We start from the raw sequence: 26,731 nt of genomic DNA on the forward strand, positions 1-26,731 counted from the left end.
TAACAAAAACTGTATACCTCATTCCCTACCTCTGCCTATAAAATTATTGATCAGCTAAAACATATCTAATTTAAATATTCGAGCCGATTCTGAATCAGGATTAAAGGATTTGAGGATTTACAGGATGTTGGTTTGCGTTGAGGTTTTTTCGGGTTTCGGTATTTTCAGGATATTCTTGTTGTCTGAATCAGGATTTTCAGGATTTGAGGATTTACAGGATGTTGGTGTGTGTTGAGGTTTTTGGTTTTAAGGATTTTCAGGATATTCTTGTTGTCTGAATCAGGATTTATAGAATTTAAGGATTTACAAGATGTTGGTTTGCGTTGAGGTTTTTGGTTTTAAGGATTTTCAAGATGCTATTGCTTAATTACGCATTTTTCATTTAATTTATCAATATCTTGGGCTAAATAAGTTTTGCCAAAACCTCCCCCACCCAGAGGTTTAACCGGACGATAACGGTTTCTGAGAATGATTAAGGGAATACCACAGTGAGGACAAAATTTGGTTTGGTCGGGAACTGGTGGGTTATGACAATCTGGGTTCAGACAACATATCTGATTCATGAGTGGGTTGTGGTAGATACGTTGAAATTTTAATGATATTTTAAATATATATACACAAATATACTAGCCAATTACGCAACCAGAGCATTTTTTCCCTATCTCGTAGCTTTTTAACCCAATACAGTTCAGTTAAGAATTTTTTCTTCTCTTTTCTCTGTGCCTCTGTGGTTAGTTTTCAAAAAAGAATTTTAGGCTAAACTGAACCGTATTGCTTTTTAACCGACTTTTTTTGCTTTCTCCTTCCTCTACAAGAGAAAAACATATTACCTAGTATTACTGAAACGACGATCTAGGAATAAGATCAATTTACAAACAGTAAAATCCTCTACATCCTGAATTTAGACAGAAAAAAACCAATCCTGCCTTCTGCCTAGAAATCCACACCCTAAATCACCCAAACATCGCGCTAGGATGTAATACAGTTAACGGCATAGTTTCAGGCGATTGAGTTGCTATGGACATTTCTCCCATCAAGGCTGTGCAAGCCCCCTATTACGGCGATAATTTCTACAGAACACCACCGCCAGATTTACCTTCCTTGCTCTTGAAGGAGCGAATTGTCTATCTGGGAATGCCTCTGGTGCCTGCTGTCACGGAATTGATAGTCGCTCAATTGCTGTATTTACAATCCGACGACCCAGAAAAACCAATTAAAATCTACATCAACTCAACTGGCACGTCTGGTTATAGTGGTGAACCTGTCGGTTTTGAAACCGAAGCTTTCGCCATTTATGACACCATGAAATACATCAAGCCTCCAATTCACACCATTTGCATCGGTTCAGCAATGGGTATGGCTGCCATGCTGCTGAGTGCTGGTACAAAAGGTTGTCGTGCTAGTTTGCCCAATTCCAACATTATCCTGCATCAACCCAAGAGCTACGCCCAAGGCCAAGCAACGGATATTCAAATTCGCGCTAAGGAAGTTTTGGCAAACAAAGCATCAATGCTGGAAATTCTCTCTCATACCACGGGACAGGATGCAGCAAAAATCTCCAAAGACATGGATCGTCTTTTTTACATGACACCTTACCAAGCGAGAGATTACGGTTTGATTGACCGAGTTTTTGAGAAAGAAGAACTGGCCAATCCCCCACTCCCTGCAAGTGTGCTTTAAAAAGTACCGAGTACCGAGTATTGAGTACCGAGTACTAATGACTCTTCACTCAGGACTCAGCACTAACTTTCACTCAGTACTAACTACTGAAACTAATTAAAACTGGAGTAACGAAAATGCCTATAGGCGTGCCTAAAGTTCCTTACCGGATGCCCGGAGGACAGTATACAGACTGGATTAGTATTTACGATCGCCTTTCCAGGGAGAGAATTATTTTTCTGGGTAGAGATGTTGATGACGAAATCGCTAACCAAATTATTGCCATCATGCTTTATTTGGACTCAGATGATCCAGGTAAGGATATTTTCTTATACATCAATTCCCCCGGTGGCATGGTAACATCTGGTTTGGCAATTTATGATACCATGCAACACATCAAATCTGATGTTGTCACCATTTGCGTTGGTTTAGCTGCTTCTATGGGTTCTTTCCTGTTAGCGGCTGGAACTAAGGGCAAACGCATGGCTTTACCTCACTCCCGGATTATGATTCACCAACCTTCCGGTGGTACTCGTGGACAAGCATCTGATATCGAAATTGAAGCTAGAGAAATTATCAGAATGCGTAACCAGTTAAATCAGATTTATGTTGATAATACTGGTCAAACTTTAGCCAAAATTGAAAAAGACATGGATCGTGACTTTTTCATGTCCGCTCAAGAAGCTAAGGAATACGGTTTAATTGACCGTGTGATTGAAGAACGACCGTAGAGCGAAGCAGGGGGTGCAAGGAGAAAGTTTTCCCCCTTGCGCCCTGCTTCTTGTCCTCTTCCCAATCGTCTATCCTCAAAAACTGTAAATTTTGAACTTTAAACTATAAATTTAGTTTTTATTATTTAGATTTAGGCTTTAATGCTAATAACTAAAATAAATTATTTGCTCACTGATAGCTCAAGATGGACCTTGGAGATTGCTACCGTTTATTGGGACTAAGGTCGGGAGCCTCTTTTGCTGAAATTAAGTCGTCTTACCGCCGACTGGTGCAGCAATATCACCCCGATACTAACCCAGATGATGAAAAGTCTAAAGACAAATTTATTGCTTTGACGGAGGCTTACAGATTCCTGCAAACGGTAATACCGTCAGAGGAAATAGCCTCAAAATCAAGTAGTTCATCAACTTCTGTACGTAGTTACATTGAGGTGGAATCCCAGGAGTCAGTAGCAACCACAACAACTGTGATGCCCCACCCACCAACTCTAGAGGATATAGAACAACGGTTAAAGTGGAAAACTTATGAACAGTTGCAACGGTTTTTGCAAGAAAGACGTTTTCCGCAAGCGATCGCTCTTGTGGAGGCTTTAGCTGCTAGATTACCACTAGATATAGAAGTCCGCCAATGGCAAGCGATCGCTTATCAAATCTGGGGAAGGGCTTTAATTTCCGAAAAACAACTTCCGAAAGCGAGAATTTATCTGAAAAAGGCTTTAAAGACAGATCCTCACAATAAGGCTCTGTTAAACGAAATCCAGCAGGACTTTCAGCGTTTGGGGATTAAATTTTAAGATTTGATAATTTATATGTCGTCAATATGTCTCCCACTCAAGGAAGCAAAATTTTGAGAAGATTGATCTAACAATATGCAGTAATTCTCAGATCAATTAGACTTCCAAATAAGTAACTTGATTCCCAAAAGAGCCACGGGAACTGGATGCTGCTGATCAAGGTCTTCAATTGCTGAGAAGGGATACCAATGCTGAACAAAGTTGAATTCATCTGGCATTTAATTTCTTCTAATAAATAATCAAATAAATCAGGGTGTAGAAAAATTGTATGTCGAAATCTGCAATTACCGTAACCGTTAAATTGTTCGCTGCCTATCAAGAAGCTTATGGTGTGAGTGAACTGGTGCTAGATTTTCCTAACGGTACGCCAGTAAAGGCGGTGTGCGATCGCTGTATCACCGAACATCCAGAACTCTCTCAATGGCGTGATGTTACCCGCTTTGGGATTAATCTCATCTTTGTGGAACCAGACACCCTACTAGAAGATAGTGATGAAGTTGTCCTCATTCCACCCGTTAACGGTGGCTGAAAGAGTACTGAGTACTGAGTACCGAGTCCTGAGTCCTGAGTATTGAGTGATTGAGTACCGAGTCCTGAGTCCTGAGTATTGAGTATTGAGTGATTGAGTACCGAGTCCTGAGTCCTGAGTATTGAGTGATTGAGTGATTGAGTACTGAGTGATTGACTCGGATTTACACTCGTTACTTTCGTGTTCTCATCCCTATTCCGTTATAAAAACTATATCCGACAAAAATAGTCGGGTATGTTTGACGTGTATTTTAGGGCGTGCTAGAGTAATCCAAAGTTGACGGATATACGGGGACAGGTAGTTTATGACTCAGGCAATTGCAAACCTAAACAAAGCAAACACTTCTATACTGCAAGCCTTGAAGTGTAAGGAATGTGGAGCAGAATATGAACTCAAAGCGAGTCATGTTTGTGAATTTTGCTTTGGGCCGCTAGAAGTCAAATACGACTATGATGCTTTACGCCAGTCCGTCAGCCGAGAAAAAATCCAAGCTGGGCCAAATTCAATTTGGCGCTACCGTCAATTTCTACCTGTCGCTACTGATAATGTTATAGATGTAGGCACGGGGATGACTCCCTTAGTGCGATCGCACCGTTTAGCCCGTCGCCTGGGTTTAAATAAACTTTATATTAAAAATGATGCCGTCAATATGCCCACCCTGAGCTTCAAAGATCGGGTGGTGTCAGTTGCACTCAGCAGAGCTAGAGAATTAGGTTTTACCACAGTTTCTTGTGCCAGTACAGGTAACTTAGCAAATTCCACAGCAGCGATCGCAGCCTATGCTGGTTTAGACTGCTGTGTATTCATCCCCGCAGACTTAGAAGCTGGTAAAATATTGGGCAGCTTAATCTACAGTCCCACCCTCATGGCTGTCAAAGGCAATTACGATCAAGTCAATCGTCTCTGTTCAGAAGTCGCCAATACACACGGTTGGGGTTTTGTCAATATTAATCTCCGCCCTTACTATTCTGAAGGTTCCAAAACATTAGGCTTTGAAGTTGCAGAACAATTAGGTTGGGAACTACCAGATCATATTGTTGCCCCTCTAGCATCTGGTTCCCTGTTTACCAAAATCTATAAAGGCTTCAAAGAATTTACAGAAGTAGGTTTGGTGGAAGGTAAAAACGTTCGTTTCAGTGGCGCTCAAGCTGAAGGCTGTTCCCCTATCGCTAAAGCCTTCAAAGAAGGACATGACTTTATCCAGCCAGTCAAACCAAACACAATTGCCAAATCCATCGCTATTGGGAATCCAGCAGATGGTGTTTATGCCGTAGAAATAGCCCAGAAAACTGGCGGTAACATTGAATCAGTCAATGATGCAGAAATTATCGAAGGCATGAAGCTACTGGCAGAAACAGAAGGTATCTTCACAGAAACAGCCGGTGGAACAACAGTTGCAGTACTGAAAAAATTGGTAGAAGCTGGCAAAATTGATCCAGATGAAACTACAGTTGTTTACATCACCGGCAACGGTTTGAAAACCCAAGAAGCAGTACAAGGCTACGTTGGTGAACCTTTGACCATAGATGCCAAACTTGATAGTTTTGAACGGGCTTTAGAAAGATCCCGGACACTTGATCGCTTAGAATGGCAACAAGTCCTCGTTTAGTCATTGGTCATTAGAGATTTCTCAAGAATGACTACTGAATAATGATTGTAGGGGTTTAGCGCAATGCTAAACCCCTAGTAACCAACCACCGAAAATCGAAAATTAAAGTTGAAATTATGGCTGTAACTGTTTTAGTTCCTACTGCTCTGCAACAATTTACAAATAATCAAGCTACCCTAGAATGCAGTGGCAGCAATATCACTGAATTATTTGAATCCTTAGAAAAAAGCTGTCCTGGTATCAAATCACGTTTGTGCGATGAAACTGGTAAGCCAAGACGATTCTTAAATTTGTACGTTAACAGCGAAGACATCCGGTTTCTAGAAGGCACAGAAACATCCCTAAAAGACGGTGATGAAGTCAGTATCGTTCCCGCTGTTGCAGGTGGTTGAGCTATCTGCAAATTAAACCTCCCCCAGTTTGCGGGGAGTTTATTATTTAGGTAGGGTTTGCGGAAAAAGTCTTTTCGTTAGGGCTAGGAGTCAGGAGAAGAAGGAAGAAGGAATAGTCTTAAATCCGGTCAAGTGATAGGTTTTTGCTTTATACTAAAAACGGGTTAAAAGTGTCATTCTGAACGAAGTGAAGAATCTCCGAGATACTTCACTGCACTACGTTACGTATGGCTACGCCACGCTACGCGAACAGTATGACATAAGTCCAGATTTCACCCGTTGGCAGTATATATGCCTAACGGCACGCTTCGCGAACAGCAAGCCCTACGTATTGTTTAGTTGTTGCTGCCATTCCTGATTTTTTTCTATATCATTCAAAACGATACGTTGATAGGATTCATTTTCTAAGTCAATCGTTAACACACTACCAAAGTCATTTTTTCTAGTTACATACCAAAATTCCTTACCTCGGTCTGTGTAATAAGTTCCAGCTTTAATTAGACCAGGTACAAAACTGCCAGGGGCGCGAATTTCTTTCCAAGTATTAGGTGGTAGTTCTGTTGTTGCTTGCGTAATATGGGTTAACGGTATTTGCCAAACTTTGTGAAAGCGAACAGCTAAAAGTTGCTCTTTTAAAGAAAATTCTATTTGTAAATAGTCTTCAACTATACTTAGGTGCATAAAATCAAAAGGTGCAAAAAGGTTAAAGCACTTGTTTGGTAAACTTTTTACTGACAACAATCAATTTTTTAACTCGATTTTATTCAAAAATCTGTCATTTGAGCAGATTCAAGACTATTCTTACTTCCTCCTTCCAATTCTCACCCTCAACTATCACAATCGGTTTTTACTGTTTTTTATGATAATACAAAGCTGTATTATATCCCACATTCCGCACCCTGGGGTGTTACATTTTGGAGGGAATCGGGTAACAATACATTCACGCAACGATATTAAGCGCACAACTTGTGATAAATATGGCTGGAAAAACTGCATACATAAACAATATGATTCAATAGATTATGAAAAAAATCCTCATTTTAACCGCTAACCCTACCAATACACAAACCTTACGTCTTAATGAAGAAGTAAGAAACATTGAAAATGCTCAAGAACGTTCTCAGAAACGTGACGAATTTAAAATTATTGTTAAGCAAGCAGTACGTCAAGAAGAATTTCGTCGTCACTTATTAGATCATAAACCCGATATTGTTCATTTCTCAGGACATGGTGGAGGTGAACAGGGTTTAGCTTTAATGGGAGATAATGGAGAAGCAATTTTAGTTAAGCCTGATGCTTTAACCGATTTTTTTGAAATTGTACAAAGAAGTTTTAAAATTGAGTGTGTTGTGCTAAATGCTTGTTATTCCGAAATACAAGCTGAGGGTATTTATCCTTATGTTGATTATGTAGTAGGAATGAATCAAAAAATAGGGGATAAAGCAGCAAGAGAATTTACTCTTGGTTTTTATGATGCTTTGTTTGCAAATGAATCAATAGAAACTGCTTTTAAGTTGGGTTGTAATGCCATACAAATGAAGGATATTCCTGAACATTTAACTCCTATTTTAAAAAACCGGACTAATTTACATTCTCAGTCGGTACTTAATTCTTTTAAAGATATTAGTTTAGAAAGTTTTGATGGACAAGTTCCTTTAAATTCACGTTTTTATATTGAACGCCCTAATATTGAATCAAATTGTTATCAGACAATTTTAGAACCCGGAGCATTAATTAGAATTAAAGCACCTAAAAAAATGGGAAAAACATCTTTGATGAGTCGCATTTTAAATCATGGTGTCAAACAAGGTTATCAAAAAGTATCTATTGATTTATGGAGTCCAGAAATATTAACTGATATTAGCACATTTTTACAATGGTTTTGTGCTTTAGTCAGTGAAGAATTAAACTTAGAAATCCAATTAGAGAAATATTGGAAAAGGTTTTTAACTAATCAACAAAATTGTAGTAAATATTTTAGTGATTATCTCTTAACTCAAATTACTCAACCAATAGTATTAGGGTTAGATGATATTGACGAAATATTTTCTTATCCGCAAATTGCTGGTGAGTTCTTTAAGCTTTTAAGATCGTGGAATGAGAAAGGTAAAAATAGTGATGTTTGGCAAAAGTTACGTATTGTAATTGCTCATTCTCAGGAGGTTTATATTCAGTTAGATGCTAATCATTCGCCCTTTAATGTAGGTTCATCTTTTGAATTAGGAGAATTTAATCAATTACAAATTAAAGAATTAATTAAACGACATGGTTTAAATTGGTCTGAGCAAGAAATTCAAAAGTTAATAGATATGATAGATGGACATCCTTATTTATTAAGAGTTGCTTTATATTATTTAGCAAAAGGTCAAATAAATTTAGATGATTTTTTGAAAAATGCACCTACAGAAGCGGGATTATATCGTGATCATTTTTCTAAATATTTATCAGTTTTGGAAGATAATGAAAATCTCAAAATAGCGATGAAGAAAGTAGTTGAAAGTGATACTCCAGTTCAGTTAGATGCCAAGATAGCGTTTAAATTACGCAGTTTAGGGTTAGTAGAAGCAAAAGAAAATAAAGTAATCCCCCTTTGTAATTTATATCGGCTTTATTTTTTAGATAGATTATCAAATTAATTGAGGAAATTATTATGAGTGCAGATAATAAGATTATTCAATATCAATTTAGTGGTAGTCTTCCTCCTAATGCACCTACTTATGTAAAGAGAAAAGCTGATGAGGAACTTTATCAAACATTAAAATTAGGGAATTTTTGTTATGTATTAAATTCAAGACAAATGGGTAAATCTAGTTTGCGTGTGCGAATAATGAAGCGTTTGCAGACGGAAGATAAATATGGTTGTGTGGCAATTGATTTAACTGAGATTGGTAGTGTTGATGTAACTGTTGAAACCTGGTATGCGGGAATAATTGATAGTTTAATTAGTGGTTTTCAGCTTCAAGAAAAGCTAGATTTAGGGACTTTTTTAGAAACACATCAAAATCTTTCTCCGGTTAAATGGTTAGGAAAATTTATTGATGAGGTTTTATTAACCCAAGTTCAGAAAAATATCGTCATTTTTATAGATGAAATTGATAGTATCATCAGTTTAAAATTTAATGTGGATGATTTTTTCGCGTTAATTCGCTCTTTTTATAATCGTCGAGTTGATAATGTTGAATATAATCGTCTGAGTTTTGTGTTGTTAGGTGTAGCGACTCCTAGTGATTTAATTCAAGATAAAACGCGGACTCCTTTTAATATTGGTTATGGGGTGGAATTAACAGGTTTTACTTTTGCAGAATCTCAAGTATTAGCAAAAGGATTAAGTGTTAAAACAAATCAACCTGAGAAGTTATTAGAATTAATTCTAAAATGGACTGGAGGACAACCTTTTTTAACTCAGAAAGTCTGTAATTTAGTTTTAAATGATCCCCCTCAACCCCCAGGGGAAACGCATCTAAATTATCTTGACAAAATACAATTTTGATGTATCAACGAAGAAATCTTAATTTATCGTTTGATTGATTTTTTTGGAGTCATGGTGATTGATTAAAGTATTGTCAATAAGGAGGCATTAATGCGAATTTATAGGTCGTTATTGAGATTCAATTGTCCTTATTGATAAGATGCGTTTCCCCTGCCTCAACCCCCCTTAGAAAGTGGGGAGTATGCAGAATGGTTAGAGAATTTAATTAGAACTAATATTATTGAAAATTGGCAAGCACAGGATAACCCGGAACATTTACGCACCATTGAAAGACGGATTTTAATTGATGAACAAATGGCAGGTGAATTATTAGATATTTATCAAAAGATTTATCAACAGGGAGAAGTAATTAGTCAGAATACTGGAGAGGAGGGAAAGTTACAGTTATCTGGTTTAGTGGTGAAAATAAATAATTATTTACAAATTTATAATCCTATTTATCGAGAGGTTTTTAATCAAGAATGGATTGATAATCAATTAGCTGCTTTACGTCCCTATTCTGAAGCTTTTAGGGCGTGGTATGGTTCAGGTTGTCATGAAAATTCTTGGTTATTACGAGGAAATGCTTTAAAAATAGCAGAAGAATGGGCAGAATTGAAAAATTTAAGTTTTCAGGATAAACAATTTTTAGCAGCTTCTCGTCAGCAGGAAATTGAAGAAGAAATCAATAAAAGGGAAAAGGAATCTGAGTTAGAAAGGGAAAGAAAGGAGAAAGAAGCGGCAGAAAGGGCGAGAATTATTGAGGAAGAAGCTAAACAGGAAGCAGAAAAACAATTAGCAAAAGCTAGAAGAAGAGTTTATTTTGCACAAGTATTTTTATTGATTGCAGGAGTACTCGGAATTGCAATTGCTAAAGTAGCCCTAGATGCTAGTAGTAATCTAAAAAATGTTGCGATACAGCTTGAAAATACTAAAAAATTAACTAAAAATGAACAACAAAAAGCTGAAAATGCTACCCAACAAGTTATTCAAAAGAATACAGAGTTGTCACAAGTAAATGACCAAATGAAACAACAACAGCGAGAAGCAGAGAAAGCAAAAACAGAGGCGAAAAATGCTAAAATAGAAGCCAGAACAGCTAAAGAAGATAAAGAAAAGTTAGAAACACAAAAAAATAGGTTAGATAATGATACTAAAAAATTACAAGGAGAATTACAGTCAAAGTCTCAAAAAATTAAAGATGCTGAAAATAAAGTTTTAGTTTTCAAGCAACAGCAAGAAAAAATTACCAATCGACTTAAAGACAAACAAAGACAATTTAATATTGCTAAAGAACAAACAGAAAAATCTCAAAAAGATGCTGCTCAAATCAGACAAAGTATTGATAAAATTACAGAATTATCAGCAGTTGCTTCTCAATTACAACAAAAAAATCAAGTAAACGAAGCTAATCAATTTTTAAATATTGCAGGTTTGGTTTTACAAGAAAAAATCACAAACCAAGAACTAAAAGAAGCTTTATTAGATAGTTCTTTGGTTTTAGGATATGAATCTTTAAAAACAGAAGAGAATAAAAATCCACAATTAGAATCACAATATAACAAAGCTAAAGAAGACTTGAATGAAAGTTTTAAAAAATTACCAAAAGAAAATAATATTGATAAAAATGATTCTAGTTATTTAGCGACTTTAGTTTATATTTATTATGTAAAAGGTAAATTAGGAAAATCACTAAATAATTACAAAATAGCATTAGCTAAATATGATATTCTCAAATCTCAATTAAAATCTAATACTGATTTATTTAAGTTAGACCTGAATATTCTCTATAATGGTAATGCTGATATTGTCGCTAGTCTTTATCGTCAACTTGATGATTTAGATAAATCAAATACAGTTTATTATGAATCTTTAAAAACACATTTATTAAATGAACTAGATTATTTAATGAAACAAAATAGATGGAAAGATGCAGATTTAAAAAATTGGCAGTTTATTCTTGTTTCAGCTAAAAGAGAAAAAGAAGGTTATTTAGAAGTAAATGATGTTAAAAACTTTCAATGTCAGGATTTAAAAGCAGTAGATAAATTATGGGTGGATAACTCAAAAGGGAAGTTCGGTTATAGTGTTCAAAAAAGAATATATCTGGAAACAGGCAATTCTTTAGATTTTGACTGGAAAAAGGGAACATTTACAAAATGGAACGAAGAAGGGTATAATACTTTTGTTGAAAGGGTGGGATGGAAGAAGGGTAAAGAGGAAGGGGGAGATTGGATGAGATATGATGAACTACCCTTATGGGAAGAAAAATATTTAAGTACGTATAAAAAGCGATTTACTTTACCTTACCTTGATGGTGGTGGGGTGGTGGTTACCTTGGTGGGGTACCTGGTTTGGGGTTGGGTGGTTGGGGGTGGGGTCGGGGGGTTCTTCTCTCTTCTTGCAGAGACTTGTAGATTGTAGCAGATAAGGCTTTCAGAGCATTGTAAACATTTGTTAAGCAAGCATTTTCCACGAAAGAATAAGGTTTACAGAAATTCGATACCTGGCACGAGTCCCCTGGCACGAGTCCAAAAAGTAAAAGTCCAAAAGTCAATAGTTAAAATTTGATGGAGTGGGCAAAAAAGCAAAAAAGCAGCAAACTTTATCCAAAAAACGTCACAAAAAAGCCATTTTTAGCAGCAATAGAGACACTACTCCCTTGTTAACCTCAAATTATTGACTGTGATTCTGAAAAATAACTCCTGCAACTTGAGAGTTGTAACAATTAGCAAAGATGAATTTCTCAGCCACTTCCAAAATTTCGGGATTAGTTTCCTCCCAACTATCCCAAGGTAATCGCATTTGTCCAGGTGATGTTTTTTTGTTTTTACCTTTTCCTTTAATCACCTTCGGCAAGAATTGATTACCCCAAGAATAATGTTTTTCTGGTTTTGCTTTTGGCTTATAATTTTTACAGAAACCGCGATATTTAGCCGCACATTCATCTAACGTTCTCCCCAAAGCCAAAAAAGCAGGATGCCAAGTTGTTAAACCATCATCCCCCAATCGGTCATAAATTCCATAATTACTAAAATCATAAAAAAATCCTTCTTGCATTCCTGCCGCTTTCGGGTTAGCGTGAATATACCTAAGCGTATTTAATGCCCTTTTATAATCGTTTTTAGCAAATCCTGTGCTGTGATAGCGTTTTTCCCAAAAGTGTCCTGTTCGGTTCAGCATTCGGTTAAAACACATTGCCGTATACCAGTTTATCCAGTGCATGATTTTGGGTAAATCTTCAGGTTGTGCTGGTTCGATTAAATAATGCACATGATTTGACATAATACAGATGGCATAAAGCTTAAATTGGAATTTAGCCAAAGCCTTTTTGAGAGTATAGAGAAACACCTGACGGCATTCGTGACGAGTTAACTTAAATTCACGGTTATTGCAGCGGGTGGTAATATGATAACTGTATCCTGGTATTAAGTCGCGCTTTGGTCGTGGCATCAGATGACAGCTACATTAATTCTTGTATTACCGCAGGAGGAGTTAAAATTCTACTATACAAGTTTTGCAGTAATTCTAAACAGCCAACTTGATGCAGATACAATAGAGGAGAAGTATTAACAACAACTGGAGAATTAGGCATTGTTCACATCTTGTTCTAACTGTTGAGAAGTTATACTGCAAACGGGTCAAACTTGGACTTATGTCATACTGACCGTAACGTAGTGCAGGGAAGTATCTCGGAGATTCTTCACTTCGTTCAGAATGACACTTTTAACCCGTTTTTAGTATAAAGAAAAAGGTGAAACTTGATAACGCCCTAAAACTATTAAAAATTCTACCCGTGACATTCCTGCTAATTGTGCTGCTCTTCCTGATGACAGTTTACCAAGTTCAAACAGTTTGACTGCTGCTAAAATTGGTATTTCTATAGATAAATTTTCTGGAGTTTCTTTGAGACTAATTAAAACTTCTTCAGGTATTTCTAAGGATATACTACTCATAGTGTTATGTTTAATTAATAGGTTTCAGGTTAGCTATAATGTTAATAATTAGGTAAAATTATAACACAATATCGTGATAAATTGAAAGTCTAGAATCTGATATTGATGAAAATATCCAAAATATTTGGAATATAGAAGCGAAAAAACACCGTAATGAAATTCGTAATCATACCGTTGAGTTAATTCCTGGAGAAATGAATGAATTATAACTTGCTTAGTTTCCTCTTCTCTTTTTTTGCGGAGTATTTCAAATAGAAAATCTTGATCTTCTTTTGATAAACTGGCTAGTGAATTAATAATTTCTTGCAACGTTATCATAAAATCTCTAACAATTTAATCAACAATGGATAAATTAGAACAATATCGCAATGCCATCAAAAAAATATTGACGGAATATTATGAAATGAGTAATCCGCAAAGTATCGGAAATAGAGAAATTGAGGCTAGTGAACGTTTAGCTTTTGATGAAAAAAGAGATCAATATATTTGGTTTCGGTTTGGCTGGGATGACAAAAGACAAATACAGTATATTATCATCTATCTTTGCATTAAAAACGGTAAAATTTGGGTAGAAGAAGATGCAACTAATTTATGTATTGTTGATGATTTGCTATCAGCCGGAATACCACAAAGTGATATTGTTTTGGGTTTCCACTATCCCAGTAAACGCAGTTTAACAGAATTTGCTACTGCTTAAAAAGGCAGATTTTAAGTAGGGTGTGTTGCGGCTTTGAAAGGATTTAGAAGTTTGAGAGATTAAAGATTAGCCGTAACGCTGACGCTAACACACCCTACGATTTGGGTATATTATGATAATGTAGATACTGGACTAATTAAAAGATTATTTATCTTTATGTCACAACTAACACCGATTCAATTAGAAGACGGAACAATTATCTATATCGAAGCATCAGAAAATGTTGCTGCGTCTATTCCTCAACCTTCAAAAAAAGAAATAGAAACTCCAGATAAACTAGATTTTCTGATTGAAACTCCTGAAGAAGCAGAGCGTGGTGTTTTAGAAAAACTTAATCTGAAAGCACAGGGAGAACAGCTACAAAAAACTATTCAATCTTATTCAAAACATATTATTCAATCTTTCAAAGATTTAGCTCTTGCTGAAGTTTCTGAAGTCACTTTAGAATTTGGGGTTAATGTGGGAGGAATGACGGGAATCCCTTATATTGTCACTGGAGAGACTAGCAGTAATATTAAAATTACTGTTAAATGTAAATTTGATAAGACGTAAATTTTGTCTGAATCAGGATTTACAGGATTTAAGGATGTACAGGATGTTATACTGCAAACGGGTCAAACTTGGACTTATGTCATACTGACCGTAACGTAGTGCAGGGAAGTATCTCGGAGATTCTAGAGCCTACGGCACGCTACGCGTTAGCAAAGCTCCACGACGTGGCACACTTCGTACCCTACGGGAAGCAAGCTACAGAATGACACTTTTCAACCGTTTTTAGTATATTTTAAAGTATCATGTTTTGAATATCTGATTTGATGATTAATTGTGAAGTCATGAGATTTAATATCAAATTACTTGATAATCATAATTTACAAAATCTCTAAAAAATATCAACATTATAAAATATACTCACATCTAAAAAATCATCCTCAGCTAAAATCCTGTACATCCTTAAATCCTGTAAATCCTGATTCAGACAATTGAGAAATTCAGATTCCCGAACTTATTGTAAAAATATTATCACTCATTTTATCCTATAGCGGTTTTTGGTTGAGTGAGATACAATAACCCCACCCCCAACCCCCTCCTCCTTCGGATTCACCAGTCGTCTACGGTGGGAAACCCACCTACAGCGCTGGTTCACCGCAAGCGAGGAGGGGGCTATGATGTATTTTATTCAAGTGCGTACTGCATACTGCTATATCTATATAAAGCATCTGAAAAATAAGTGCTATGCCCAAACGCCTCCTAGTCGTCGAATCACCTGGAAAAGTCAAAAAGCTGAGTCAAATTCTCGGTGCAGATTGGATTGTTCGTGCTAGTTGTGGACATATCCGCGAACTCAGCAATGAGGGTGATGATTCACTAGGATTCACAATGGATGGTAATAGTGTCCGCTGCAATTATATCCCTCGTGACCAACGGGCAAAAGAAACAATTCAAAAACTAAAAGCCGCTGTTAGGCAGGTTGATGAAGTTGTTTTAGCAACAGACCCAGACAGAGAAGGAGAAACCATTGCTTGGCATCTTAAAGAAACGTTAGGTTTGAGAGAACCCAAGCGAGTAGTTTACACAGAGATTACAGCAGATGCCGTAAAGAGAGCGATCGCACATCCCAGAAAACTCGACACTAATTTAATAGGTGCAGGATTATGTCGAGATTGCCTCGACAAACTGGTAGGATACAAAGGCAGTCCCCTAGTTTGGGCATTAAATAACGGTGCAAAAAGCGTAGGTAGAGTCCAAAGCGCCACATTACACCTAATTTGTCAGCGAGAAAGAGAAATTCAAGTTTTTGTACCCCAAGATTACTGGAGTGTTTGGGTAGATTATCAAGAAGGATTCCGGGCTTTTTACAAAGGTACGGCAAATTCTGCCACAGAAACAGCAGCACCAGAAACTGAAACTCATGATGATGCAGCTAGTAATAACCCAGAAAAACCAGAATCTAAACGCGTTCTTTCAGAAGTAGAAGCCACAAGGTTAGTTGAGGAAGCAAAGCGTCATTCACATCAAATTATTCATGTAGAAGGGAAACTTGTTAATCGTCAACCCCCTCCACCATTTACCACCTCTACCCTCCAACAAGCAGCCGGGTCCAAGTTGAAATTTGCCCCCGACAAAACCATGCAAGTAGCCCAAAAGCTATATGAGGCAGGGTTAATTACATATATGCGTACAGATTCAGTGATGTTGAGTCCTGAATTTTGTGCTAGTGCGCGTCAATGGTTGGAGCAAAACGACCCCCAGAATGTCCCCCAGCAGGTAGCCAAGCATCGTAGTAGTAAAACGGCTCAGGAGGCACATGAAGCTATTCGTCCAACAGATGTCTTTCGTCCTTCAGTTCAGTTGCGTGCAGAACTCCCTACCGATGAGTTTAACCTGTATGTGATGATTTGGAAAAGAGCGATCGCTTCCCAATGTCGTCCTGCTCAACTCCGTAAAACTTTGATAATTACGAAATCAGGTAATATTTTATGGCAAGCTAGAGGGCAAGTAATTGAATTCTACGGTTATGCAAAGTATTGGCCGAATCTTAGCAAAGATGCCGTTTTACCTTTATTGCAACAGGGACAAACACTAATTTTAAAAAATGCCGGACATGACCAGAAACAAACACAACCACCACCAAGATACAGTGAGCCGAAACTTGTACAATTAATGGAACGTAAAGGAATTGGTCGTCCTAGTACCTATGCTCCTACAGTTGCTACTTTAAAGAAACGCAATTATGTGGAATTGAAAAAAGACAATCTTCAACCTACCGTTTTGGGTTTAGAAGTTGATGAATTTTTACAGAAGGCTTTACCAGATTTATTAGAAGCAGAATTCACTGCCAAAATGGAAGATGCCCTAGATGCAATCTCTGAAGGAAAAAACTCTTGGCAACATTACCTGACTAGTTGGAATCAAAATTATTTTGTACCTGCCCTTTCTAAGGCTAAAACTGTGGTGGTTAATTCATCAACTACAGTGAAAACTAATAATTTAGTTGAGCGCAAATATGAAACTTCTAAAACTCGTTGTCCTGATTGTAAGAACTGTTTAGCTAAAATTCCCAGCAGCAAAGTTAAAAAGAAATACTTTCTTAAATGTGTGAATGGCTGTGAAAATATTGTTTTATTTTGGAGTGATTTTAACAAAAAGTGGGAAGCACCGAAAACTAAAACATCTGAAACTGAAAAGACTCCTAAGCCTTCTGCAAAAATCACTTCATATCCCTGTCCCGTATGTAAAAAACCTTTGGAGGAATACAGTTATATTAAAGATGGACAAAGTAAAACTATGTTGCGGTGTTCTGCTCAAGAATCTTGGAAAGATAAGAAACATAAGGATGTGGCTTATTTTCATACACCTAAAGGATGGTGGAGTCCTAAATTTGGGAATTTGAATAATATCAAGTCCGGCTGAATATAAATAAGCCTATTGGGAATAAATCTGCGTGCTGTTTTAGAGGATGTTTTATTACAATATCATCAAACTTGACTTGAAAAGCCTTATTATTCTATATTCTACTATCATTGGAATGTCATCAATTCGCTCGTAACTTATCTTCACAGTTTTATTTTCCTCAACTCCCCTAAATTCATAATCAGTCTCTATAACTCATGACCATACTTCAACTAATTGAACCTGAAGTTAAAGATTTAGGTGGGTTTATTGCCCGCCGTAGTTTGCCATATCTTAATTATCAAATGGTCGGTCCGTTTATATTTTTTGATCATCTTGGCCCATCTGTTTTGCCTCCCAACAAAGGCATTGATGTCCGACCACATCCTCATATTAATCTTGCGACGGTAACTTACTTATTTGATGGCACTTTGATGCACCGCGATAGTTTGGGTACTGTGCAAGAAATTCAACCGGGTGCAGTAAACTGGATGACAGCAGGAAAGGGGATTGTACATTCAGAACGATCTCCTGCTCCTGACCGTCATAACGAAGCCACCATTCATGGGATTCAAATCTGGGTTGCCCTGCCTGTAGAATACGAAGAAATAGATCCTTGGTTCACTCACTATCCTGCTGAAACTCTTCCAACCTGGGAAGAGAATGGCGCTATCATCAAACTCATTGTTGGACAAACCCTTGGCTATACTTCACCTGTCAAAGTTTTTTCACCCATTCTTTATTTAGATGTGGTGCTGTCTGCTAATGCTCACTTCACTGTCCCCTCTGATTATTCCGAGAGGGCAGTATACAGCGTCACAGAGGGGTTGAACATTAATGATGAGCCGCTAGAGCCATATCGCTTTGCTATTTTAGAGCCAGGTTCTGAGATAAAAGTTTCTGCTGTTGCCTCTGCTCGATGTATTGTTATTGGTGGTGAGCCATTAGGCAAACGTTACAAATGGTGGAATTTTGTTTCTAGCCGTGCAGAAAGGATAGAGCAAGCTAAAAATGATTGGCGTGATCACCGCTTTACTACTGTGCCAAATGAAACAGAGTTTATTCCGCTACCAGAAATGGTGACAGAGGCTAATCCTTTTTAATAAGTTGCATAAAATTAAGATAAGTAGGTAGGCGCAAAAAAACAGAAGTATGTAACGAAACGTAAAGTTGCCTCAAAACCTCTTCCCTCCTGCCTTCTGCCTTCTGCCTCCTGCCTTGTCTCAACGATAAATATTTATGCCCACCTACTTACAGCAGGAGTCAGGAGTCAAAATGGCTTTGTGTATGGGTTTGAATTTAGATGTTGTAACTCCTAACTACGCAAACTGCTGTATCAAGAATAATTGACCGCAGATAAACGCAGATAAACACAGATAAAGACGGATAATTTAATTGATGTCATCATTCTGTACAGCCTCATAAAGAAATGGTATTACACGCTCACTAAGGGTTCTAGGGCTAAAGTTTTGGTTCCTTCAGTCAGGAAAATGCGATCGCAGAGGTTAAACATTTCTACTTCGGTAGAGGTCTGTCGCATCAACCGCAGGAAATGACCTTCAGCATCAACACTCAAAGCAATGTAGTTAAGGAACATTTTCAGGTAGCCTACCCGCGCTCGTTCTGGTATGGTTGACGCTGTGGGGGTTTGCCATAAACGATCAATATAGTTGCGTACCTCTACTAAAGGCACAGGTGTAATCGCCTCTCCTTGTAAAGTCTGGCGAATTTGATTAAAAAGCCAAGGATTCCCAATCGCCCAGCGTCCTACCATTACACCTGCTGCCCCCGTTTGAGAAAGCACTTCCAGGGCTGTTTTCGCTGAGTTGATATTACCATTGGCCATGACTGGGCAATCTACCCGTTTCACCGCTTCCGCAATCAAATCATATTTCACCACCCCGTGGTACATATCTTTCACCGTGCGACCATGCAAACTCAGCAAATCAATGTTGTGGCGATTGATGATATCTAGTATTTCATAAAAGTTATCTGTGTTTTCAAAGCCTACGCGCATCTTCACAGTCAAAGGTTTATCATTCACAGTAGAACGCAGTTCTCCCAAAATTCGCTCTACTTTTTCCGGTTCTCGCAGCAATCCACCTCCAACATTTTTGCGATAGATTCTCGGCGCAGGACAGCCCATGTTTAAGTCTACTCCGGCGATATTATATTTGCAGAGTTCCTGTGCTGTTCTCACTAAGTCGGGAATGCTTTCGCCAATCATTTGAGCAAAAACGGGGCGACCGGTATCGTTTTCGGTGATTGCTGCCAGAATTTTACAATTGAGTCGTGAGGTATCATTGACGCGGAAATATTCGGTGAAGAAGTAGTCAGGACTGCCGTAGTGGGCAATGATCTTCATAAACCATAAGTTTGTCACATCTTGCATGGGTGCAAGAGCTGTGAACGGTAGGTCTTTCTGAAGCGATTGGGGGAGCAATACCTGGGACATAGGATTATCCCTGCCGATTTCGTTTGGAACAAAGGATATTCACCATTTGTCCTTTGTCAAACAAAATAGTATGTGTCGGCTTTCCAGAGTCGGGAAGGAAAGTCTTGTTCTTTTCACCCATCAGCTTCATTTTAATCACTTCCTGGTCATTAACTCCCTAGATTGCTCAACCAAGCGAATAAACTCACCTCGATAACCCTCCTGATCTTCACCCTGGGCTTGAGTTGCCAATCTCATTACCAAATCATAGTTAGCATTCCCCTTATACTCAGAATCACGTAATATCATCCCAAAAGTTGCGATCGCAGCAGCAAATCTCAAATTAGTTGATGGTGTTTGGTTAGCGTTGAATTTACTATCTGGAATAGTTTGGGTAATCAATTGACTGGTACTGTCCTGGGGTAATTTATAGCGGAGTTTCACCAACATCATCTCATTATCGGCAGTATCGGTCGCAGTTGCACCAGAACGCTGATAACGCAAAGGATCTACCTCTGGCAGTTTCACATCACTCTTCACACCAGTAGGAATAACTTCATACAGTGCTGTCACAGAATGACCAGCCCCAATTTCCCCCGCATCTTTCTTATCATCATTGAAATCTTGGTTTTGCAACAGGCGATTTTCGTAGCCAATCAAGCGGTATGCTTGGACTTTAGCCGGATTAAATTCCACCTGAATTTTCACATCCTTGGCAATGGTAAACAGCGTTCCCCGAATGTCATTAACTAGAACTTTTTTAGCTTCTAATAAGGTATCAATATAAGCATAATTGCCATTCCCCTTATCAGCCAATTGTTCCATTTTGCCATCTTTATAGTTGCCAGTACCAAATCCTATAACTGTGAGGAAAATTCCCTGATCTCGCTTCTGTTCAATTAATCTAGTCAATTCAGCATCACTAGAAACCCCGACGTTAAAATCTCCATCAGTAGCTAAAATTACCCTATTATTACCAGATTTAAGGAAGTTTTGTTTGGCGATTTTGTAAGCCAATTCAATCCCCTGACCACCAGCAGTAGAGCCTCCAGCCTCCAATCGGTCAATAGCTGCTAGAATTTTCGTTTTCTGACTTCCAGGGGTAGCAGGTAAGACTACACCCGCATTTCCTGCGTAAACTACTAAACTTACCCTGTCTTCAGGATTGATTTTATTCACCAACAATTTCAAAGACTGTTTTACCAAGGGCAATTTGTTGGGTTCACCCATAGAACCGGAGACATCAATTAAAAATACCAAGTTACTGGGTGGTAAGGTTTCACTCTCTAAGCGTTTCCCTTGCAAACCTACCTGTACCAGCTTATGTTGAGGATTCCAGGGAGCAGTAGTTACTTCAGTGGTGACGGAAAAAGGTCTATTTCCTGTCGGTTGAGGATAATTATAAGTAAAATAATTAATAAATTCTTCTATCCGTACTGCATCTTTGGGTGGTAATTGCCCTTGGGTAATAAACCGTCTCATATTACTGTAAGATGCCGTATCTACATCTATGGAAAATGTGGAAAGAGGGTCATTACCAACACGATGAAAGGGATTATCATCAATTCGGTTGTAGTTCTCTGTGTTGAATTGCCGATTGATTTCAGGTTCGGGGGCAATCATACCACTAATGCCACGTCCAACTGTACGCTTAGGAATACTGTAACGGTTAATATTAGACGTGACAGGGGAACTAGGTGGTAAATTTAGAGGTTTTACTGATGGGTTAGTCTTGCGAGTAGACTGGTCTTGAATGCGTTCTCTAGCAGCTTGAGTAGGAGCGATATCAGCTTTAGCTTCTAATTCGTCTTTGGGATTATTGAGGGTTGCTAACTCTGGTGCAAATTCTTTTTGCAAGCGTTCCAGGGTTTTTAAGTCTGTTTGAGCAACTGTTGTGGAGTTACTTGCTATTAATGTGTTGGTTCGTTCTAAACAAGAATTTAAAACTGTGGCGAATTCTGTGCGAGTGACGGGAAGAGTGCCAAAGTTGGGAACGGAAACGACACAACTATAATTGTTAACTAATGCCTGGAGTGCTTGATAGTCAGGGTGATTGGGTAGAATGGAGTTGACTGAGGTAGTCTGATTGGCTGGAATTGCTTTTGTTAGAGACTGATTTAAAACGGCAACTCCTACTGTTGGTAGTAATAACAGCAGTGTTAAAATACTGACGCGCTGCCACATTTTCGACGGAATCGGGTAAGACATTATTAAATCCTCACAGATGTTTGCCCTGTTGTTCTTACTTAGAATAGTCCTGAGCAGTCTGAGATTTGATTACCGTTACAGTTTTAGTAACTGTAATGCATACAATACTTCACATACACAGCATTGGTAACAATATCTCCAGGAAATGCCGACAAGCGCAGCTTTTCAGGATCATGTTTCTGTCCAGGTACTTAGGGTCGGAAACAGGTCAAGAATAGCGGAATATTCAATTTAAGGTGCAGTTCTCTGACTTTCCCAAAAAATTTGTAGTATGCTCTTGACATCTAGTAGTATTTGTATTACAAATGTAATATCAACAAAAACGCCTCCTCCAAAAGGCAAAAAACCCACTCCAGCAATCATGCTTTTCTTGGGTCTGTAGCTCTAATGGTAGAGTTCCTGGATTCACTTGTGTCCTGACAGAAAAAGCTTACATACTTGCTCAATTGGTAGAGCGATCGTCTCTTAAACGATAGGTTGCAGGTTCAAGTCCTGCGTGTGTCACCACAGCTTTTTCAACTTACACGAGGTGTGAGTGCAACTCTCACAGGGAGGGTATCGGTTCAATCCCGATCAGATCCATTGATAACGTAAGTGGCTAGTTAGGAATAGGAGTCAGGAGAAAGAATGAATTTTGAGTTATTTTCTACCCTTGCCATCTTGTCACCTTACCTTGATTTGATAATTAGCAACTTGGGTTAATAACAATTTGTAATTTTAAAAGAGGTGATAGCAATGGTTCATATTCGATTTGAGGGACGTTCTGTTGATGTTACAGAAACACAACTAGGAATTACAGCAAGGATGAATGATGTGGCAGTAAAGGAACACATTGCTCGACATTTAGATGTAAATAAAGATAGACTTTCTGATTACATAATTGATCGTCGTCCCAGTGGTGATTTGATTATCCGTCCTGAAGCTGTTTATGGGTAACGGGTAACGGGTAACGGGTAATTGGTAATTGGTAATTGGTGATAAAAATCCAGTTTTAATCCTGTTTATCCTTAAATCCTGGAAATCCTGTTCGCGTAGCGTGGCGTTAGCCATATCAAACATTATTTATAAGGAGGTAAGTCCGATGATGTTCGCTAAATTATTTGCAATCAAAAACCCATCGTTACAACTGCATTTAACTAACGTGAAATATGAGCGAACATCGTTTGAGCGAAATAGTGATTGAGCGTCCTCGTGGTGGGATGAGAATTAGCCTCAAAAAGCTCAAAGGCTTTAAAAAGCAATTACACAAAATCACCGCAGAGGCAACAGAGGATGGATTATTAAATCCCTACCTGATTAAACCAACAAAGAAATCTAAATATCTTTCAGATCATCTCGCACCTCTGCGTCGGTTGTTGCGCTCAAAAGTCGGACAGCCTTGGAACGACATTTACAGCGAACTGTGTCAAAGATTAGATCCCAGCACAATGGCAGGACAGCACATTATTGGTCATCTATGGGATTACGTTGAACGCCATGTAGAAATCATTGATGGTCAGGTTCGTAGCAAGTCTTACCGCTGGAATCGAATTCGGTTAGATGGGAGTTACTATGACCGTTTTTATATCCATCCTGAAACCGGAATTCTTTGTCTAGTTCAGAAAGTAAAGCGAAAGCAGAAGCAAAAGCAAGAAGAAACCGATATTGTCATCATTGATAATTATCATCAATACCAGAAAATAAACGAGATTTGGTATTTAATTACTTTTGCAGATTTTCCGCCGTTAACTGATTATGTCACGGATGTTATCAAAGCTGTAATTCATTGCTCTACGGCAATGTCTAAAGGTCAAAAAATTTACGCTGTCAAAAAACAGCAATGTAGCAAGAAAGAAATTAGATTGATTTTAAATCAGCTTGCTAAAACTTAGAATTTTCACTTCGTACCCTAACCGAAAAAGCTTACATACTAGCCGAATTGGAACAGGCACTTGAATTGAAATCAAGCAACTACGGGTTCAAATCCCGTGTGTGAATCAACAGCCTTTTCAACTTGTACGAGGTGATTTTATTTATTTCCATTGGCAGTTGTTGCCGCGCCCTAATCTCGGAAGCCTACATAACTCTGAAACAGTTAAACACAATGCTTCCACAACTTGCGCGGTGACTCTATCACCCCGCGTGCAACACTGCCTCCGGTAATTTTAGATTTTGGGTTTTCGATTGCAATCCAAAATTCTTAGAGGAGGTAATCATGAATACAAATACCGCAGAACGTGACTTGCGTTTAGAAATGCTCAATAGTTTGCTGACAACCCCTCACCGCAAACTTGAGCAAGTCGCAGAAATTCATAAGTTAATTGTTGAACTTGATCCGATATTTTACGGACATCTAGCTGTTTGGTATCAGCGTTATGGTGATGTTCGTGACCACAAAGAAGTATTCCTAGCCTATTTGCTAACTAGCAATTTGACTGAACACCGGGATGCTGGATTTATGATGCTGCAAGCGTTTCCGCCCTACCAGGTGGCTCGTGTGGTGGATTTTATGAAGCAGCAACAAAATAAGTTGCCTCGTTCGGCTCGGACTGCGGTGCGGCTATATCTGAAGACACGGGAGAGTAATCCGGCTCTATTCGATCGCGCTGCTTTGCGAGGTCGTAAGGCAATGAAACACCTGTATGCTGCTCTGCACATCAAGCCCAATGAACGGGCGAATGCGATTTTGTTCCGCAATACTCCGCCAACTGGTTCTTTAGCAGATGTCCTAAAACAGCTTGCTAAGGCAGAAAAAGCGGCAGAACAGGCACGTTTGATTGTGGAGTTCAAAATTCCTTATGCGATCGCTATTGGTGCTATTAAACAGCTTACACCAGTTGTATTGGTGGCATTAATCAACAGCATGAGTCCCCAAGAAGTGATCAATAACCTCAAGTCAATTCAGGCTAGAGGAGCAATGGATCACCCAGAAGTCAAGAAGCTGATTGACTCTAAGCTGGAGGAAGCATCTAAAAGTGGGCGTGTCTCAGCTTTCAAAGCCCAGGTGGCCGCAGATACAGCAGATTTCGACGCAGATACCGTTGCTCGGTTGGACAAGGTTACTAATGAGCAGGTAAAGCGACGGGGGACAATTGCTCGGCCAACGGCTTTACTGGTGGACAAGTCCGGTTCAATGGAAAATGCGATCGCTGTTGGTAAACAACTTGCTGCTTTAATTTCTGGTATCACTCAGGCAGAATTGTTTGTCTATGCCTTTGATACTATTCCCTATCCTGTTACGGCAAAGGGTAAGGAGTTAACTGACTGGGAACGTGCTTTCCAGTACATCAATGCAGGTGGTGGTACTAGTATCGGTTGTGCGTTGGAAGCAATGCGGAAGAAGAAGCAGGTTGTTGACCAGATTATCGTGGTAACGGATGAAGGTGAAAATGCTGCTCCTTACTTCGGTGAGGTTTACAAGAACTATTGCCGGGAGTTGGCGATAATGCCGAATGTGGTGATTGTCCGTGTGGGTAGTCATTACAACTGGGTGGAAACTCAACTGAAGCAGCAACAAGCACCTGTAGATACGTTCACTTTCGCTGGTGACTACTACAGTTTGCCGAACCTTGTCCCACTCTTAACGCGCCCTTCTCGTCTAGATTTGCTGATGGAGATTTTGGATATGCCTTTGCCTGTAAGGGTGGATAAATGAGGTTAGTCATGGGTGCATTGTTTATTGGTTATGCACCCATTAATTCTACAATTTAACTTTGAATCTTCTGTTGAGTTGAAGAATAAAACTCAATTTGCTGATACTATTCTTGCTGAGGATTGTTAAAGTCAATTCCTGCTTTTATAGCTTTTCCTTTAAGATAGTTAATAAAAGCAGAACAAGACACAAGCATAAATTTGGCATCTTCAAAGTCAAGGTCAGATTCATCTAGCAAGGCATGGCGTATTCCGTTAGCATCACTTGTATAACCATACAACTTGCTAAATGCTCCACTTAAGGCAGGATGCAAATCAAATATTGGTTCTTTTTCTAGAGTATTTAAAGCTTTTCCCAATGTTGCTTTATTATCATTAGCAATTAGGCAACAAATTGATTCTACAGCACTAATAGATTCTTTTATAGAATTCCTATAGTCAGGGTTTTCTTTTCTCGACAAATAAATTAGGGCAGTGTTAATATGATTCGATACTGGAGCAAATTTATCTTGATATGCTAAAGCTTGTTCTATTGTCTGTATTTCTGTTTCTGAGGTTATTGGTGTAATTGTCGAGCCAATAAATCTATAGCCAGACAATTCACGTTCAAAAACATGATTGCATAAGTTAATAAAATTTTCTAACATATCATCATTTCTGTAATTTCTAGCAATGAACTCTAAAAAATTATAGACTTCATACCATTTATATTGGGAAAATGATTGTTTTATAAATTGATAATCTCGCTGCCATATTCCTGATAAATTATCAAATGGTTGTTTGAAATGAGAAAACCACAAAATCTTAATTAAAGATTTTATATCATCTGTTTCAAAATATTGATAAGCGGAGGATTCTTTTCTGTCGTAATCTATATAACCACCCTGAGAATAGGTTTCTATTTTTTTCCAAAACGATAAAATTAAGACATTCCATAAACTGTTACGCAGATCATTACTCATTGAATCAATCTGCATAATATCTTTCTTGGGTTCAAAGCCGTGTCTCTGAGAAAATGTATCCATATTTTAGTTACTCAATTAGATTAGATATATTATAACTAACTAAAGAAAATATACTGAGATATAGTTAGCTAAATTTGTATTACTTTAACTTAGATAATAGCTCAACGCAAGGAGGTGATAAAGCAAAATGAACAAACTGTGATCGCTCGACGAAAGTACGAATCATATCAGGTCGTCTCCATAACCACCCCGACGATCTACTTTTTCT

At 38.3% G+C, this 26,731-nt stretch carries 24 protein-coding genes, 1 tRNA gene and 1 pseudogene; 18 read left to right on the plus strand and 8 right to left on the minus strand.

The features are described from left to right. Positions 1-359: 359 nt before the first annotated feature. Positions 360-563: pseudogene (locus tag VB713_RS18900) on the minus strand (4-Cys prefix domain-containing protein); the annotation flags it as partial. 454 nt (positions 564-1,017) lie between these two features. On the opposite strand from VB713_RS18900, the gene VB713_RS18905 reads away from it, so the two are divergent. From VB713_RS18905 to VB713_RS18930, 6 genes are all read left to right on the plus strand, one after another. Then, a complete protein-coding gene (locus VB713_RS18905; protein WP_323313055.1) occupies positions 1,018-1,680 on the plus strand; it encodes an ATP-dependent Clp protease proteolytic subunit in 663 nt (220 codons plus the stop codon). A gap of 116 nt (positions 1,681-1,796) precedes the next feature. Next, on the plus strand, positions 1,797-2,390 hold the full coding sequence (locus tag VB713_RS18910) for an ATP-dependent Clp protease proteolytic subunit (RefSeq protein WP_323313056.1): 594 nt from the start codon (positions 1,797-1,799) through the stop codon (positions 2,388-2,390). A 185-nt stretch (positions 2,391-2,575) separates the two neighbouring features. Continuing rightward, the gene (locus VB713_RS18915; protein ID WP_323313057.1) at positions 2,576-3,184 is read left to right on the plus strand and encodes a J domain-containing protein; all 609 of its coding nucleotides are present in this window, start codon (positions 2,576-2,578) and stop codon (positions 3,182-3,184) included. Between the two features lie 268 nt (positions 3,185-3,452). Further along, positions 3,453-3,713 (plus strand): MoaD/ThiS family protein, encoded by a 261-nt coding sequence (locus VB713_RS18920; protein WP_323313058.1) that lies wholly within the window; start codon positions 3,453-3,455, stop codon positions 3,711-3,713. Between the two features lie 304 nt (positions 3,714-4,017). Then, complete coding sequence (gene thrC, locus VB713_RS18925) at positions 4,018-5,322, plus strand: threonine synthase (protein ID WP_323313059.1); 1,305 nt, start codon at positions 4,018-4,020, stop codon at positions 5,320-5,322. Positions 5,323-5,438: 116 nt separating this feature from the next. Continuing rightward, positions 5,439-5,714 carry a MoaD/ThiS family protein gene (locus VB713_RS18930; protein ID WP_323313060.1) on the plus strand — a complete coding sequence of 92 codons (276 nt, stop codon included), beginning with the start codon at positions 5,439-5,441 and terminating at the stop codon, positions 5,712-5,714. A 324-nt stretch (positions 5,715-6,038) separates the two neighbouring features. Here VB713_RS18930 and VB713_RS18935 read toward each other — a convergent pair whose 3' ends face one another. Further along, a complete protein-coding gene (locus VB713_RS18935) occupies positions 6,039-6,395 on the minus strand; it encodes a hypothetical protein (RefSeq protein WP_323313061.1) in 357 nt (118 codons plus the stop codon). 341 nt (positions 6,396-6,736) lie between these two features. Here VB713_RS18935 and VB713_RS18940 point away from each other — a divergent pair, with 341 nt between their 5' ends. The 3 genes from VB713_RS18940 to VB713_RS18950 all read left to right on the plus strand — a co-directional run bounded on the left by VB713_RS18940 (position 6,737) and on the right by VB713_RS18950 (position 11,607). Continuing rightward, complete coding sequence (locus tag VB713_RS18940) at positions 6,737-8,350, plus strand: AAA-like domain-containing protein (RefSeq protein WP_323313062.1); 1,614 nt, start codon at positions 6,737-6,739, stop codon at positions 8,348-8,350. 14 nt (positions 8,351-8,364) lie between these two features. Continuing rightward, a complete protein-coding gene (locus tag VB713_RS18945) occupies positions 8,365-9,204 on the plus strand; it encodes an AAA-like domain-containing protein (protein ID WP_323313063.1) in 840 nt (279 codons plus the stop codon). 294 nt (positions 9,205-9,498) lie between these two features. Beyond that, positions 9,499-11,607: a GUN4 domain-containing protein gene (locus tag VB713_RS18950; RefSeq protein WP_323313064.1), complete on the plus strand. Its 2,109-nt coding sequence runs from the start codon at positions 9,499-9,501 to the stop codon at positions 11,605-11,607. 252 nt (positions 11,608-11,859) lie between these two features. Here the strand turns inward: VB713_RS18950 and VB713_RS18955 are convergent, their stop codons facing one another. The 3 genes from VB713_RS18955 to VB713_RS18965 form a co-directional block, all read right to left on the minus strand. After that, positions 11,860-12,636, minus strand: a complete 777-nt coding sequence (locus VB713_RS18955; protein WP_323313065.1) for a transposase — start codon at positions 12,634-12,636, stop codon at positions 11,860-11,862. A 10-nt stretch (positions 12,637-12,646) separates the two neighbouring features. After that, a complete protein-coding gene (locus VB713_RS18960; protein WP_323313066.1) occupies positions 12,647-12,778 on the minus strand; it encodes a hypothetical protein in 132 nt (43 codons plus the stop codon). 142 nt (positions 12,779-12,920) lie between these two features. After that, positions 12,921-13,139 (minus strand): UPF0175 family protein, encoded by a 219-nt coding sequence (locus VB713_RS18965; protein ID WP_323313067.1) that lies wholly within the window; start codon positions 13,137-13,139, stop codon positions 12,921-12,923. 80 nt (positions 13,140-13,219) lie between these two features. Between VB713_RS18965 and VB713_RS18970 the strand changes: the two genes are divergently transcribed. The 5 genes from VB713_RS18970 to VB713_RS18990 all read left to right on the plus strand — a co-directional run bounded on the left by VB713_RS18970 (position 13,220) and on the right by VB713_RS18990 (position 18,329). Further along, positions 13,220-13,348, plus strand: a complete 129-nt coding sequence (locus VB713_RS18970; protein WP_323313102.1) for an addiction module protein — start codon at positions 13,220-13,222, stop codon at positions 13,346-13,348. A gap of 134 nt (positions 13,349-13,482) precedes the next feature. Continuing rightward, complete coding sequence (locus VB713_RS18975) at positions 13,483-13,836, plus strand: XisI protein (RefSeq protein ID WP_323313068.1); 354 nt, start codon at positions 13,483-13,485, stop codon at positions 13,834-13,836. A gap of 156 nt (positions 13,837-13,992) precedes the next feature. After that, complete coding sequence (locus VB713_RS18980) at positions 13,993-14,388, plus strand: CU044_2847 family protein (protein WP_323313069.1); 396 nt, start codon at positions 13,993-13,995, stop codon at positions 14,386-14,388. 681 nt (positions 14,389-15,069) lie between these two features. Then, positions 15,070-17,247 (plus strand): type I DNA topoisomerase, encoded by a 2,178-nt coding sequence (gene topA / locus VB713_RS18985; protein ID WP_323313070.1) that lies wholly within the window; start codon positions 15,070-15,072, stop codon positions 17,245-17,247. Between the two features lie 197 nt (positions 17,248-17,444). Next, a complete protein-coding gene (locus tag VB713_RS18990; RefSeq protein ID WP_323313071.1) occupies positions 17,445-18,329 on the plus strand; it encodes a pirin family protein in 885 nt (294 codons plus the stop codon). Between the two features lie 332 nt (positions 18,330-18,661). Here VB713_RS18990 and VB713_RS18995 read toward each other — a convergent pair whose 3' ends face one another. Further along, positions 18,662-19,681, minus strand: a complete 1,020-nt coding sequence (locus VB713_RS18995) for a tRNA-dihydrouridine synthase family protein (RefSeq protein ID WP_323313072.1) — start codon at positions 19,679-19,681, stop codon at positions 18,662-18,664. 135 nt (positions 19,682-19,816) lie between these two features. Continuing rightward, positions 19,817-21,868 (minus strand): YfbK domain-containing protein, encoded by a 2,052-nt coding sequence (locus tag VB713_RS19000; protein WP_323313073.1) that lies wholly within the window; start codon positions 21,866-21,868, stop codon positions 19,817-19,819. A 735-nt stretch (positions 21,869-22,603) separates the two neighbouring features. Between VB713_RS19000 and VB713_RS19005 the strand changes: the two genes are divergently transcribed. The 4 genes from VB713_RS19005 to VB713_RS19020 all read left to right on the plus strand — a co-directional run bounded on the left by VB713_RS19005 (position 22,604) and on the right by VB713_RS19020 (position 25,502). Beyond that, complete coding sequence (locus tag VB713_RS19005) at positions 22,604-22,804, plus strand: hypothetical protein (protein WP_323313074.1); 201 nt, start codon at positions 22,604-22,606, stop codon at positions 22,802-22,804. Between the two features lie 212 nt (positions 22,805-23,016). Beyond that, entirely contained in the window at positions 23,017-23,739 is a 723-nt protein-coding gene (locus VB713_RS19010; RefSeq protein WP_323313075.1) for a hypothetical protein, read from the plus strand. Positions 23,740-23,771: 32 nt separating this feature from the next. Then, positions 23,772-23,842, plus strand: a tRNA-Ser gene (locus VB713_RS19015). A gap of 220 nt (positions 23,843-24,062) precedes the next feature. Beyond that, positions 24,063-25,502 carry a VWA domain-containing protein gene (locus VB713_RS19020; RefSeq protein ID WP_323313076.1) on the plus strand — a complete coding sequence of 480 codons (1,440 nt, stop codon included), beginning with the start codon at positions 24,063-24,065 and terminating at the stop codon, positions 25,500-25,502. Between the two features lie 103 nt (positions 25,503-25,605). Here the strand turns inward: VB713_RS19020 and VB713_RS19025 are convergent, their stop codons facing one another. Further along, a complete protein-coding gene (locus VB713_RS19025) occupies positions 25,606-26,523 on the minus strand; it encodes an AbiJ-NTD4 domain-containing protein (protein ID WP_323313077.1) in 918 nt (305 codons plus the stop codon). Positions 26,524-26,731: the final 208 nt, after the last annotated feature.

The organism is Anabaena cylindrica UHCC 0172, from assembly GCF_034931625.1.
Taxonomy (GTDB): domain Bacteria; phylum Cyanobacteriota; class Cyanobacteriia; order Cyanobacteriales; family Nostocaceae; genus Anabaena; species Anabaena cylindrica_A.

Coding starts and splice junctions, on each gene's coding strand:
- VB713_RS18905 (WP_323313055.1), top strand. CDS start 1,018: ATGGACATTTCTCCCATCAAGGCTGTGCAAGCCCCCTATTACGGCGAT.
- VB713_RS18910 (WP_323313056.1), top strand. CDS start 1,797: ATGCCTATAGGCGTGCCTAAAGTTCCTTACCGGATGCCCGGAGGACAG.
- VB713_RS18915 (WP_323313057.1), top strand. CDS start 2,576: ATGGACCTTGGAGATTGCTACCGTTTATTGGGACTAAGGTCGGGAGCC.
- VB713_RS18920 (WP_323313058.1), top strand. CDS start 3,453: ATGTCGAAATCTGCAATTACCGTAACCGTTAAATTGTTCGCTGCCTAT.
- thrC (WP_323313059.1), top strand. CDS start 4,018: ATGACTCAGGCAATTGCAAACCTAAACAAAGCAAACACTTCTATACTG.
- VB713_RS18930 (WP_323313060.1), top strand. CDS start 5,439: ATGGCTGTAACTGTTTTAGTTCCTACTGCTCTGCAACAATTTACAAAT.
- VB713_RS18935 (WP_323313061.1), bottom strand. CDS start 6,395: ATGCACCTAAGTATAGTTGAAGACTATTTACAAATAGAATTTTCTTTA.
- VB713_RS18940 (WP_323313062.1), top strand. CDS start 6,737: ATGAAAAAAATCCTCATTTTAACCGCTAACCCTACCAATACACAAACC.
- VB713_RS18945 (WP_323313063.1), top strand. CDS start 8,365: ATGAGTGCAGATAATAAGATTATTCAATATCAATTTAGTGGTAGTCTT.
- VB713_RS18950 (WP_323313064.1), top strand. CDS start 9,499: ATGGCAGGTGAATTATTAGATATTTATCAAAAGATTTATCAACAGGGA.
- VB713_RS18955 (WP_323313065.1), bottom strand. CDS start 12,636: ATGCCACGACCAAAGCGCGACTTAATACCAGGATACAGTTATCATATT.
- VB713_RS18960 (WP_323313066.1), bottom strand. CDS start 12,778: ATGCCTAATTCTCCAGTTGTTGTTAATACTTCTCCTCTATTGTATCTG.
- VB713_RS18965 (WP_323313067.1), bottom strand. CDS start 13,139: ATGAGTAGTATATCCTTAGAAATACCTGAAGAAGTTTTAATTAGTCTC.
- VB713_RS18975 (WP_323313068.1), top strand. CDS start 13,483: ATGGATAAATTAGAACAATATCGCAATGCCATCAAAAAAATATTGACG.
- VB713_RS18980 (WP_323313069.1), top strand. CDS start 13,993: ATGTCACAACTAACACCGATTCAATTAGAAGACGGAACAATTATCTAT.
- topA (WP_323313070.1), top strand. CDS start 15,070: ATGCCCAAACGCCTCCTAGTCGTCGAATCACCTGGAAAAGTCAAAAAG.
- VB713_RS18990 (WP_323313071.1), top strand. CDS start 17,445: ATGACCATACTTCAACTAATTGAACCTGAAGTTAAAGATTTAGGTGGG.
- VB713_RS18995 (WP_323313072.1), bottom strand. CDS start 19,681: ATGTCCCAGGTATTGCTCCCCCAATCGCTTCAGAAAGACCTACCGTTC.
- VB713_RS19000 (WP_323313073.1), bottom strand. CDS start 21,868: ATGTCTTACCCGATTCCGTCGAAAATGTGGCAGCGCGTCAGTATTTTA.
- VB713_RS19005 (WP_323313074.1), top strand. CDS start 22,604: ATGGTTCATATTCGATTTGAGGGACGTTCTGTTGATGTTACAGAAACA.
- VB713_RS19010 (WP_323313075.1), top strand. CDS start 23,017: ATGAGCGAACATCGTTTGAGCGAAATAGTGATTGAGCGTCCTCGTGGT.
- VB713_RS19020 (WP_323313076.1), top strand. CDS start 24,063: ATGAATACAAATACCGCAGAACGTGACTTGCGTTTAGAAATGCTCAAT.
- VB713_RS19025 (WP_323313077.1), bottom strand. CDS start 26,523: ATGGATACATTTTCTCAGAGACACGGCTTTGAACCCAAGAAAGATATT.